This window comes from Microcoleus sp. N9_A1, assembly GCF_036701795.1.
Taxonomy (GTDB): Bacteria; Cyanobacteriota; Cyanobacteriia; order Cyanobacteriales; family Microcoleaceae; genus Microcoleus.
Genome location: NZ_JAUBRI010000018.1, coordinates 72,096 through 84,643, shown reverse-complemented (window position 1 = coordinate 84,643; position 12,548 = coordinate 72,096). Strand labels below are relative to the sequence as shown.

The window sequence follows — 12,548 nt, the reverse complement described above, 5'->3', positions numbered from 1 at the left end:
TAAAGATATCGTAAAGCACAAACCTCAAATAGGTAAACCGAAGGTCGAAATATAAAATTGATGCCAAAATAGAAGGCGAGCGCCCAACCATAAGAAAAATTGTTTGCAATCCGGAATGTAAGTCATATTATTTTAAATTTTAGATTTTAGATTTTAGATTGCGAATGACTGATGACTACCAAGGTTTGAATCTTGGCTACAGTTGCATTCTTTTCTTAAACTGTCTCACTACTTGCCTGATATTAAGTCTGCCGAATGACGAAGACCGTTTGATGAAGTTGACTCTGAGGGAACATTTGATGATGCAAAACCCAGCAAATCAAGCCGGATCTGTGTCTGCGCCGCCGCCACAAACAAAAAAGCTGCGCCGCTTTTGGCAAAACATCAGCAATTCGGCTCAATCGCGGTGGCAGCAAGCGCACAGTCTTTGGCAGCACAGACGGCAGCGCCGCCATTTGCTGACCCTGATAATTCTGGCCACCACCGCTTTAACCATTAGCACAACTGCTTGCATCAGCTATTTTTTTGTGCGCGGACTAATCCTTGACAATTTAAAGCAAATAGCACTATTAAAACTAGAAAAAGGCACTGACGAAATCGACCGCTGGCTCAGCACTCGCAAAGCAGAAATAGAAACCCTTGCTTACGATCCTACGGTTGGCACTCTCAATTGGAAATTAGTCGAACCCCGGTTGCAAGGAGAAATATACAGATTAAAAGAGTATTTCATCCTGTCATTAACTCAATCGGACGGCTCATTTATCAACACTTTAGGCAACCGCGCGAACAGCAAAGACCGCCAACACTTTCAAAAAGCAATGGCCGGGCAGCTCAACGTTTCCGACCCGCTGATAGGCCGCAGTACCAAAGTTTCTACGATTATTATTTCAGCTCCTATTTGGGCTTTGCCCCCCGCTCCAAATCAAGTAATGGGAGTCCTTTCGGGCAGCATTAAATTAGACCGAGTAACATCTGTCGCTAACACCTTGCTGTACGGTTCCGACAGTTATGCTTTTGCGCTCAATTCACAAGGAGTGCCAATTGTTCATCCCAACAATAACTTAATCGGAAATATCGACCGGGAGGCCCCAAGCTTTTTACAGTCAAAAGACCCCGCACTCTCCACAATTGCGCGGCAGATGATCGATCGCCAGACGAACATCGAACTGGTAAAAATAGATAACAAATGGGTGTATGTAGCCTATGCACCCCTCAAGGAAGTTAACTGGTCGATGGCTTTAGTAATTCCCCGCGAAAATATTGAATCCAAACTACAAGCATTAAATTTGCTGACATCCGTAGTCGCCGGACTGCTCATCCCGGCAATGCTAGCAGCAATTTGGCTAATTTATTCCTCGGAAAACAATCGCGCTCAAGCGGAGCGGGAAGCCATGCTCAACCGGATTGCTGGACGCATTCGCGCTTCCCTGGAATTAGACCAAATCGTGCAAAGTACAGTCGAAGAAATAGTAAGTTTGCTGCACCTAGAACGGGCGGCTTTTGGTTGGTACAAACCGCAAGAAAAAACGTTACAAATTCTGTGGGAATTTTGCCCATCTGATTCTCCGACACAAGCCATAAAGTTTGAGTCTTACTTTCTCGAAAATGTGTTAGTACGGAGTGGTGAAGGCGAACCAATTATTCTTTCGAGCGACACTTGGGCGAAGGGTGTAACTCAACCGCCGGAACTTAAAGCTAATAGCTATTTAGCCGTGCCAGTCCATACTCAAAACCAGCCGCAGGGTTATTTAATTTGCAGCCACGTTACTCATTGGCTTTGGAGCCGGGAGGAAATCCAACTCTTAAAAGCGGTAGCAGACCAATTGGCGATCGCAATTACTCAAGCTCACCTTTACAGTCAAACCCAAGACCAAGTAAAACGACTCAATAGTGCCTTAAATGAACTGAAAAAAACTCAAACTCATTTAGTCCAGAGCGAAAAAATGTCATCATTAGGTCAAATGGTGGCCGGCATAGCGCACGAAATCAACAACCCCGTTAACTTCATTTCGGCTAATTTGCCTCACACCAGCAAATATACTAAAGATTTATTAGAATTGGTGAGTTTATACAAAGAATCCTTCCCAGAGGTTCCCCAGGAAATCGCTGATTTCACCGAAGAAATCGAGTTAGAATTTATCGAGGAAGATTTGCCGCATATATTGGATTCTATGAAAATAGGAACCGAACGCATTCGCAGCATAGTTCTTTCTTTGCGAAACTTTTCTCGCCTCGATGAATCTGACAAAAAGCTAGCGGACATTCACGAAGGTATAGAAAATACCTTGCTGTTGCTCTCCAACCGCATTAAAAATAGAATTTATATAGTCAAAAAATACGGAAAAGTGCCTTCAGTCGAGTGCTATCCCTCTCAGCTCAATCAGGTGTTTATGAACTTGCTGAGTAATGCGATCGATGCCTTGAACGAGATCGATCGCGTGGATAAAATTATTACTATTTCCACGGGAGTAGTTCGTGAACATGGCGGTAAATTTCTGAAAGTGGCGATCGCCGACAACGGGCCCGGCATTCCAGACAGTGTTAAAGACCAAATTTATAACCCATTTTTTACTACTAAAGAGGTAGGCAAAGGCACGGGTTTGGGGTTAGCAATTAGCTACAAAATTGTAGTAGATGGACACGGCGGTAGCATCACAATTTCTAAGCCTCCGGGCGGTGGCACGGAGTTTTTGGTGAAAATTCCTATTAGTAACGGGAAGTAAGACTATTTTAGATTTTAGATTTTAAATTGGGGAAGGACTGATAATACAAGGTTTTGGATATTATCTCTAGTTGCATTATTTTTGGAAACAGGTATCAGGAGGAAGTGGGAATGGAAGCCCACGGATTTTGTAACGGAGGTAAGGGATAGAGGTTCGAGGGAAGATGTTGGAGGGGACAAAAAGTTTTAATTAATGCTAAGTTGACGGGCTTTGGCTAAAATTAGAAGAGTTTTTGTTAAAGGTGTTTTATGGCTGTTGGCAAGGATACAATTTTCGAGCGCTTTTTAGCCCCCCTGATGCGACTGGCGATCGACGAAGAAGCACTGAAACGACTCTACGAAGGTATCGACTGGGAAACAGCGGGCGATCGCTACCGACAACCCAACTTAGTTTATCCCGAATATTACAGCAGCCAAAACTTTCACGGCATTAAAGGCGGCTACCTTAACCCCAGTGCCGCCGTTTCCTACGATCCAATCACGCAATATGTTTTACCTCCCCACGAAACAGTCGTCCGACAAGGCTTAATTGACGCTGTGCGAGTGAAACCGCGCCGAATCATCGATTTGGGATGCGGCACCGGTTCGACAACCCTCATGCTCAAGCAAGCCTTTCCCGAAGCCGAAGTTGTCGGCTTGGACTTGTCGCCTTATATGCTGGTAGTTGCCGACATGAAAGCGCAAAAAGCAGGCTTAAATATTCAGTGGTTGCACGGAAACGCCGAAAGCGTGGCTTTTCCCGATGCCAGCTTCGATTTAGTCGCAGCTTCCTTGCTGTTTCACGAGACGCCACCTGCTGTATCGCGGGCAATTTTGCGAGAAAGCTTCCGACTGCTGAAGGTTGGGGGACAAGTGGCAATTTTGGACGGAAATCAAAAAACTTTGCGGCAGACTGAGTGGCTGGCTGATATCTTTGAGGAGCCTTATATTAAGTCTTACGCGGCTGGCAGCCTCGATGCTTGGGCGGGGGCGGCTGGATTTGCGGCGGTGCAAACTCACGAACACTGGTGGACGAATCAGGTGACGCAGGGCGTGAAACCTTTGCCGGGGGAAGATTTGGAACGGGTGCCGGTGGCGAGGGGGTGGAATTTGGGCGATCGAACTCCTGATTTTGATGGCGATTTACCAGGCATTCCAGCCCCTGCTTGATTTACAGAATCACTGCCGACTGAAAGTCGGGGCTACACAAACAAAGTCCGCCTTCGCGGACTGAATAATAACTAATAACTAATAACTAATAACTAATAGACCTCTTGCAAAAAAAATCTATGTTACAATTAAAGGTTTTGAGTTTGAGACCCACGAAGCTCACTCATAATTGTCAAGTGCTGATATAACCTGCAATCTGCTCCACTTAAGCCAAACCTTTGATTATAGCATAAAATTATTTTGCAAGAGGTCTAATAACTAATAACTAATAACTAATAACTAATGACTCTAAAAGCAGTTTTATTTGATTTTAATGGCGTGATTGTTAATGATGAGCCAATTCACGAGAAAATAATCGATCAATTGATGCTCGATGAAAATCTCCAGCTCAAACGTGGGGAGTTTCGAGAAGTTTGTTTGGGAAGGAGTGATCGCGCTTGCATTACCGAACTGCTCAAGCGCCGGGGGCGATATCTAACAGAAACATATCTCGATCAACTGCTGCAGCGCAAGGCCCAAGCTTACAAAGCTCAAATAGATACTTTGGAGAAACTGCCGATTTATCCCGGTTTGGCAGAATTTATTGACAAAATTCGGGCCGCCGGATTGAAAATGGCCGTAGTTAGTGGGGCAATGCGATCGGATATAGAATTGGTGTTAGATAGGGCCGGTTTGGCAGCAAACTTTGAGTTAATTGTCGCAGGCGACGACTTGAGGGCGAGCAAACCAGAACCCGATGGCTATTTATTGGCTGTGGAACTTCTCAACCAGAAATATCCTGACTTTAACCTGCAACCGATCGAGTGTTTGGCGATAGAAGATACTTTTGCGGGGATTGAAGCGGCGAAAAAAGCGGGGATTCAGGTTGCGGGGGTGACTCACACTTACCCGTTTCACATGATCCAGCGCCAAGCTAATTGGACGGTGGACTATTTTGCTGATTTAGAGTTGGACAGAGTGGCCCAACTTTGCTCGATCGTCCGCACTGAGCCGGCTGCGGAAAACACTTGACGTTTTTAGCCTTTACGTGCTAGTGTAGGTGACGGTCTGCGAACGTGACAGCAAGCAAGACCTGTAAGCCTTTTAGGTTCGGCAATCCCGCATCTCAAATGCTAAATTAAAACTCAATCAGGGGAATTAGCTCAGTTGGTAGAGCGCTGCGATCGCACCGCAGAGGCCAGCGGTTCGAGTCCGCTATTCTCCATAAATCAGTTGACAGTTGACAGTTGACAGTTGACAGTTGACAGTTGACAGTTGGCAGTTGGCAGTTGACAGTTGGCAGTGGACAGTTGGCAGTGGACAGTTGACAGTTGGCAGTTGGCAGTTGGCAGTTGCAGAGTAGGGGAATCAAACCATTTATGCTATAGGTTCTCGGCTCTATTCATTAGGTTATTTATGTCCGCGCCCGATGTGCCTGTTGCTATATTTGTACTCGCGGGCGATCGTCACCTGCTTTGATATTTGCCTATGAGTGTGCGATCGACCAGTTACTGCCTAACTCCAAGCATTCATCAGGTATTTCTCTAAAAAAAGCGGGTTTCTAATTTCAGACTGATTTTTGAAATGACGTATCTTGGTTTCTAAACTCCATTTCTGCCACAGTTACCCTCAATCCCCACAAAACATTCAATTTGTCAAAAACAATAAGTTTTGTAGCTAAAAATACAACACTCTGTGGAAGCGAGTCTTAATATCAAGTCGCTATGTGTTATTATTCTCAATCATCTGACTCATCTATTCAAGAGTAACAAGAAAAAATGACAAAGCGATTCGATCGGCGGAAATTTCTTTTATACAGTTCTGCTACCCTAACATCAAGTTTATTTCTCAAAGCTTGTAGAACTCCCACTCCCACAGCAACTCCAGCCGCTTCTCCCACATCAACAGGAAGTACACCAGCAGCAGCGGGGGGCGGAAACACGATCAAAGTAGGAATTTTGCATTCCTTGAGCGGCACAATGTCAATCAGCGAAAAAAGCGTTGTCGATGCCGAACAATTAGCGATCGAAGAAATAAATAAAGCTGGGGGTGTCCTCGGAAAACAAATCGAAGCAGTAATAGAAGATGGCAACTCAGACTGGCCGACTTTTGCCGAAAAAGCCAAAAAATTGATCGACCAAGATAAAGTTGTCACCGTCTTCGGCTGCTGGACTTCCGCCAGTCGCAAAGCAGTATTGCCGGTATTTGAAGAAAAAAATCATATGCTCTGGTATCCCGTACAATACGAGGGTCAAGAGTGTTCCAAGAATATCTTTTATACCGGGGCAGCGCCAAACCAACAAATCGAACCAGCAGTTGACTGGCTGCTAGAAAATAAAGGCAAAAAGTTCTTCTTAGTCGGGTCTGACTACGTTTTTCCCCGCACGGCAAATACCATTATCAAAGCACAGCTAGCAGCCAAAGGTGGCGAATTAGTTGGGGAAGATTACATTCCTTTGGGCGGGACAGAAGTCACGCCAATTATCACTAAAATTAAGGCAGCTTTGCCAGACGGCGGTGTGATTTTCAATTCCCTCAACGGCGACAGCAACGTAGCCTTTTTCAAACAGTTGCAGGGTGCAGGTTTGGGCCCGGACAAATATCCGTCAATGTCTGTCAGTATTGCTGAAGAAGAAGTAAAGGCGATCGGCGTAGAATATCTTAAAGGCCATTACGCCGCCTGGAATTACTTCATGACTGTGGAATCTCCGGCCAATACAAAATTTGTGCAAGCTTTCAAAGCAAAATACGGCAACGATAGAGTGACTAACGACCCGATGGAAGCAGCTTACATCATGGTTTACCTGTGGAAGCAAGCCGTCGAAAAAGCCGGGACAGCCGACGATTTGGAAAAAGTGCGGGCAGCAGCTTTGGGTCAAACCTTTGACGCGCCGGGGGGCACAGTAACGATGGAAGTTAACCATCACCTTTCTAAATTTGTGCGGTTGGGCGAAGTGAGAGAAGACGGTTTATTTAACATCGCTTTTGCTACGCCAGAAGCAGTTAAGCCGGTGCCTTGGAATCAGTTTGTCGCTGAAACAAAAGGCTTTGCTTGCGATTGGTCAGACCCCGCAAAAGGTGGAAAATTCAAAGCTTGATAAGTAGGTAATACCAATTTTGTTAACGTTGGCAACTTATCTTCGATCCCCCCCGGTCCCCCTTAATAAGGGGGGAGTAAGGGCATTCAAAGTCAATCCCTACTTCCTTAATAAGGGGGAACAGGAGTCTCCTTGCGTCACCCCCTAATCCCCTTAAGAAAGGGGAACTGGAGTCTTCAAAGTCCCCCTTGCTTTCGGGGGATTTAGGGGGATCTAGACTAGGCTAGAAGGGAAATATACAGAGGGTTTTAGTTCTAAGTTGACACCAATTGGATAAAACCCGCCCCTAATTATCGGCGAACAAAGTTAACCGACTTGATGCAGGAGTAACAAAATTGGCGATATTGGACGGTTTATTTAACGGCATTAGCATCGGCGCTGTTTTACTAATTGCAGCTCTCGGGTTAGCGATTATTTTCGGGCTGATGGGCGTGATTAATATGGCTCACGGCGAGTTGATGATGCTGGGGGCTTATACAACTTTCGTGGTGCAAAATGTCTTCAAAGGTATCGGAGGATTTGCTTTTGAAACCTATATTTTATTTGCGATTCCCCTAGCTTTTTTAGTGGCTGCATTGGTAGGATTAATTCTCGAACGCGGAGTGATTCGCTATCTTTACGGGCGGCCACTAGAAACTCTGCTGGCCACTTGGGGCGTAAGTTTAATTTTGCAGCAGTTTGTCCGCAGCGTCAGTTGGGTGCTGGTAATTGGGATTGCGGTGTTTTGTTTGCTGTTTTTTGGCGGTTTGCGGTTGCTGAAATCTCGCCTGGATTTCGATCGCATTCGCAACAAAATTATCGCCATAATTCTGCCTCTGTCTTTGGGTATTTCCTGGGCGGTGAGCGCATTTTTAGGGCAAACTTACAAACTGGCAGTAACTAAACCTTGGTTTGGCGCTCAAAATGTGGACGTAACTGCACCGAAATGGTTGCGGGGCGGCATACCGCTGGGCAATTTTCAGTTGCCCTACGCCCGAATTTTTATTATTGTGCTGACAGGAATTTGTTTGGCGGGAATTTACCTATTTTTGCAAAAGTCTGTGTGGGGACTTCGCATTCGCGCTGTGACGCAAAATCGCAGCATGAGCGCGTGTTTGGGCATTCCTACCGAACAAGTAGACGCGCTGACTTTTGCTTTGGGTTCGGGGCTCGCAGGTGTCGCTGGGTGCGCGATTAGTTTGATCGGTTCGGTAGGGTCAAATACCGGACAAAATTATATAGTCGATACCTTTATGGTGGTGGTTGTGGGCGGTGTCGGCAAGATTGTGGGGAGTGTAGTTGCTGCAATGGCGATCGGCACTGCAAATTACCTGATCGGTTCGGGAACCTTAGCAATAATGTTCGCCCCTGTCAAGCCTTTAGCCGACTTTTTCACATTTTTCGCGACAACCAGCATGGCAAAAGTAATGGTATTCGCCTTAATTATGGCTTTTCTGCAAGTGAAGCCGGGAGGGATTTTCCCGCAAAAAGGGCGGACAGTAGAAAATTAATAATTACAACTGCGAGTGTACCGAAAAATGCAGAAAACACATCAAAAACCCTGGCTAAAAGAAGCGGCAATTGTAGGGGCGATCGCCCTCACATTCATATTCCTGATCCCAGGAATACTCCCCGACGTTCGCCTCAATCAATTGGGGCGATTTTTAGCACTAGCAATTGCCGCCCTCGGCATAGACTTGATTTGGGGATACACGGGTTTGCTTAGTTTAGGGCATGGGGTGTTTTTTGCGATCGGCGGCTACGCCTTCGCCATGCACCTAAAACTGCAAATTCCCCCAACCGCCAGCAGTCAATTACCAGAATTTATGAACCTCTACGGAGTCACCGAACTCCCCTGGTTTTGGCAACCATTTAATTCATTTCCCTTCTCAGCAGCAGCAGTAGTTCTCATCCCCGCCATCTTGGGCGCACTTTTAGGTTATTTAGTATTCCGCAATCGAATTCGAGGCGTTTACTTTTCAATTCTTACCCAAGCAGCAACCATTGTATTTTTCAACTTCTTTAACGGTCAGCAAAAACTGATTAACGGCACCAACGGACTCACCGACTTTAAAACATTGTTCGGAGCCACAGTAAATGACCGAGATACTCAATATATTTTCTACATTCTCACCATACTATTTCTAGCAGCAACTTACGCCCTCTGCCGCTGGCTGACAAGCGGGCGTTTCGGCCGCTTGCTAGTAGCAATTCGCGACGACGAAGTGCGTCTGCGTTTCTCAGGTTACAATCCCACAGGATACAAAGTTTTAGTCTTTGCAATTTCCGCCGGTCTAGCCGGAATAGCAGGTGCATTATTTACCGTACAAACCGGAATCATTTCGCCAAAAGCAATGGATATTGCCTTTTCCATTGAAATGGTAATCTGGGTCGCAGTGGGAGGTCGCGCCACATTATCGGGAGCAATATTGGGAGCGCTGCTAGTCAACTTTGGCAAGAGTTTCTTGAGCGAAAAATTCCCAGACGTGTGGCTGTTTTTCCAAGGCGCGCTATTCCTAATAGTAGTCACAGTCCTGCCCGACGGCTTAGTCGGATGGCTGCAACATCAAGGTTTCGGCCAAATCCGCAGCTTGTTCAGAAGACCGAAGTACGCATCTACTTACCCCAGCCTGGAACAAGACCCCCAAGTGCAGCTTGAAAAAGAAGAACTTGAACATTGAGTGCAAAAATATCGTGTATATATAAGTAGGCGGACATAAATAAATGTCACCAGGCAGCGAGGAACGAAGTAATCGCCATAGATTTGGGAAAAGCTGCGTTTTTCTCGGAGAATATGCAATATATATGTCCACCTACTTAGGAATGAGAATTAAATAACGTGCAATTTTAATTGTTCTTGTGGAATGGGCGTCTCGCCCGTCTATAAGAGACGGGCGAGACGCCCATCCCACAGGCTTATGCAAATTATTTAATTCACGATCCTTAGATATCCGTAGCAAGTACCTTCGTTCTTTAACTTTAGAGGCCAAATATGGCAGATATTATTGACTACAAAATCTACGGCGACGATTTGCAACTCATCGAAATTGAACTCGACCCTAAAGAAGGGGTGAGGGCTGAAGCTGGAACCATGACATACATGGAAGGCGACATCCAAATGCAAACATCCACAGGCGGCGGCTTATTTCAAGGTTTTAAACGGATGCTGACAGGAGCGGGTTTTTTCATTACCACCTTTGTCAACGCCGGAAATCGCAAGGCCCGCGTCGCTTTTGCCGCCCCTTATCCGGGTAAAGTAATTCCCCTCGATTTAGGCAAACTTGGCGGTAAATTTTTGTGTCAAAAAGACTCATTTCTCTGTGCGGCCAACGGCATTGAAATTGAGGTAGCTTTTACCAAGCGGCTCGGTGCCGGTTTCTTTGGCGGAGAGGGTTTTATTCTGCAAAAATTGCAGGGTGACGGGCTAGCTTTTGTTCATGCGGGAGGAACCATAGTTGAGAAAAATTTGGGGGTTGGCGAAGTGTTGCGAGCGGACACCGGTTGTTTGGTAGCTTTTGCTCCGACTGTAGATTACGATATTCAGTTTGTGGGCGGGTTTAAAAATGCTCTATTTGGTGGCGAAGGCTTGTTTTTAGTCAAGCTAACCGGGCCTGGAAAAGTGTATTTGCAAAGTCTGCCACTCTCGAAGTTAGCTGAGCGAATTATGGCTGCCAGCCCTACTGCCATCCCGAACAGTCCTAGTAGTTTTACTTGAGAGTAAACTGCCAGCCAAAAGTAGAAACTAGGGTGCCACGGAAGGAGATAAACTCTGCTTAATAAGGAAGGATATTTGCGCTACGCACGTACAAAGTGTATCGGTTGTTGTCCATTAGTGAGTTAATTACTAATTATGAATGGAAAAGTATTAGAAATAGAAAACTTGACTGTTAGTTTTGATGGTTTTAAAGCCATCAACGGTTTAAATTTTAGCATGGAGGCCGGCGAACTACGAGTTATCATTGGGCCCAACGGTGCGGGGAAAACAACTTTTCTCGATTCAATTACCGGGAAGGTGCAGCCGACAGAGGGCAGGGTGTTATTTAAGGGACAAAATTTACGCAAGTTGTCGGAAGATAGGATTTCGCGCTTGGGAATTGGCCGCAAGTTTCAGACGCCGCGAGTTTACTTGAATTTAACGCCACGCGAAAATTTGGAATTGTCTTGCAGCCGCCATAAAAATGTTTTTTCGACTTTGTTCAAGCCTGCTTCTGCTGCTGAAAAACGCACGGTGGCCGGTTTGTTAGAAACAATTGGTTTAGTTGCTAAGGCTGATATTTCGGCGGGTTTGCTTTCTCACGGGGAAAAGCAATGGTTGGAAATTGGAATGTTGGTGGCTCAATCTCCTGATTTGTTGTTGGTAGATGAACCTGTGGCGGGTTTGACGGATGAGGAAACGGTGTTAACTGGAGATTTGCTAATTTCGCTGGCCCAAAGTCATTCGGTGTTAGTGATAGAACACGATATGGAGTTTGTGCGGCAAATTGCGCGGCAGGTGACGGTGTTGCATCAGGGTGCGGTTTTGTGTGAGGGGACTATGGATGAGGTGCAAAATGACGATCGGGTAATTGAGGTATATTTGGGAAAACCTGACAGTTGACAGTTGACAGTTGACAGTTGACAGTTGACAGTTGACATATCATCTTTGGTAAATTAACCACAAGATTTGTAGGGGCGGGTTAACCAACAATCTTTCATTCTCACCGACAATCTACAGAAACCCGCCCCGGCGACCAAATTTGAGCGCGGGTAATTCAAAGGACACGAGGCCAATTACCAATTACCAATTACCAATTATCAATTACCAATTACCAATTATTAAATATATGCTGCAAGTCTCTAATTTGAATGTTTACTACGGCGAAAGTCACATTTTACGCGATGTCGATTTAAGCGTCAGGGCGGGGCAAATGGTTTGCTTGATCGGCCGCAATGGTGTGGGCAAAACTACTATGCTAAAAACGATTATGGGGTTGCTGCAACCGCGCAGTGGCACTATTGCTTTTGGCGGAGAATCTATTGCTTCTAAGTTGACTCACCAGCGGGCTAGATTAGGAATTGGTTATGTGCCTCAAGGGCGTGAAATTATTCCACGTTTGACGGTAAAAGAAAATTTATTGTTAGGTTTGGAAGCTAAACCAACCAAAACCAAAAATCCTGAAGTTCCTGATGAAATTTTTGATTTATTTCCTGTTTTGAAAACTATGCTCGATCGCCTGGGAGGTGATTTAAGCGGGGGACAGCAGCAGCAGTTAGCTATTGCTAGGGCTTTGATGGGTGAGCCGCAGTTGCTGGTTTTGGATGAACCGACGGAGGGGATTCAACCGTCTATTATTTTAGACATAGAAGCTGCGGTGCGCCGTGTGGTTGCTACTAGGGGAATTTCTGTTTTGTTGGTGGAGCAACATTTGCATTTTGTGCGGCAGGCTGACTGGTATTATGCTATGCAAAAAGGCGGGATTGTGGCTTCTGGAAGCACTAGCGAGTTAAGTGATGAGGTGATTCAGAGGTTTTTGGCTGTTTGATTCAAAAGGAAGTTCGGCAACGGATTCGCTCGACGGATGTAACGGATGGAAGGAAGAGGGAAGAGGGAAGAGGGAAGCAGGAAACGAGGAAATGTGACT

Annotated in this window: 9 protein-coding genes and 1 tRNA gene; all 10 read left to right on the top strand. The window is 45.7% G+C overall.

The annotated features are described in order from the left end of the window. Positions 1 to 164: 164 nt before the first annotated feature. The 10 genes from QUA58_RS11305 to urtE all read left to right on the top strand — a co-directional run bounded on the left by QUA58_RS11305 (position 165) and on the right by urtE (position 12,449). Positions 165 to 2,723, top strand: a complete 2,559-nt coding sequence (locus tag QUA58_RS11305) for an ATP-binding protein (protein WP_333251171.1) — start codon at positions 165 to 167, stop codon at positions 2,721 to 2,723. A gap of 248 nt (positions 2,724 to 2,971) precedes the next feature. After that, positions 2,972 to 3,871, top strand: a complete 900-nt coding sequence (locus QUA58_RS11300) for a methyltransferase domain-containing protein (RefSeq protein ID WP_333251173.1) — start codon at positions 2,972 to 2,974, stop codon at positions 3,869 to 3,871. A 282-nt stretch (positions 3,872 to 4,153) separates the two neighbouring features. Further along, a complete protein-coding gene (locus tag QUA58_RS11295; protein ID WP_333394104.1) occupies positions 4,154 to 4,882 on the top strand; it encodes an HAD family phosphatase in 729 nt (242 codons plus the stop codon). A 120-nt stretch (positions 4,883 to 5,002) separates the two neighbouring features. Further along, positions 5,003 to 5,075 (top strand) — tRNA-Ala (locus tag QUA58_RS11290). A 553-nt stretch (positions 5,076 to 5,628) separates the two neighbouring features. Next, positions 5,629 to 6,948 carry an urea ABC transporter substrate-binding protein gene (gene urtA, locus QUA58_RS11285; protein WP_333394100.1) on the top strand — a complete coding sequence of 440 codons (1,320 nt, stop codon included), beginning with the start codon at positions 5,629 to 5,631 and terminating at the stop codon, positions 6,946 to 6,948. Positions 6,949 to 7,283: 335 nt separating this feature from the next. Then, positions 7,284 to 8,438, top strand: coding sequence for an ABC transporter permease subunit (locus QUA58_RS11280; RefSeq protein WP_333394097.1), 1,155 nt, complete (start codon positions 7,284 to 7,286; stop codon positions 8,436 to 8,438). 27 nt (positions 8,439 to 8,465) lie between these two features. Further along, entirely contained in the window at positions 8,466 to 9,608 is a 1,143-nt protein-coding gene (gene urtC / locus QUA58_RS11275) for an urea ABC transporter permease subunit UrtC (RefSeq protein ID WP_333394095.1), read from the top strand. Between the two features lie 311 nt (positions 9,609 to 9,919). Next, a complete protein-coding gene (locus QUA58_RS11270) occupies positions 9,920 to 10,642 on the top strand; it encodes a TIGR00266 family protein (protein WP_333394094.1) in 723 nt (240 codons plus the stop codon). A gap of 135 nt (positions 10,643 to 10,777) precedes the next feature. Beyond that, positions 10,778 to 11,524 (top strand): urea ABC transporter ATP-binding protein UrtD, encoded by a 747-nt coding sequence (gene urtD, locus QUA58_RS11265; protein ID WP_333394092.1) that lies wholly within the window; start codon positions 10,778 to 10,780, stop codon positions 11,522 to 11,524. A 226-nt stretch (positions 11,525 to 11,750) separates the two neighbouring features. Beyond that, positions 11,751 to 12,449: an urea ABC transporter ATP-binding subunit UrtE gene (urtE, locus tag QUA58_RS11260; RefSeq protein WP_333394091.1), complete on the top strand. Its 699-nt coding sequence runs from the start codon at positions 11,751 to 11,753 to the stop codon at positions 12,447 to 12,449. The last annotated feature ends 99 nt before the right edge of the window (positions 12,450 to 12,548 follow it).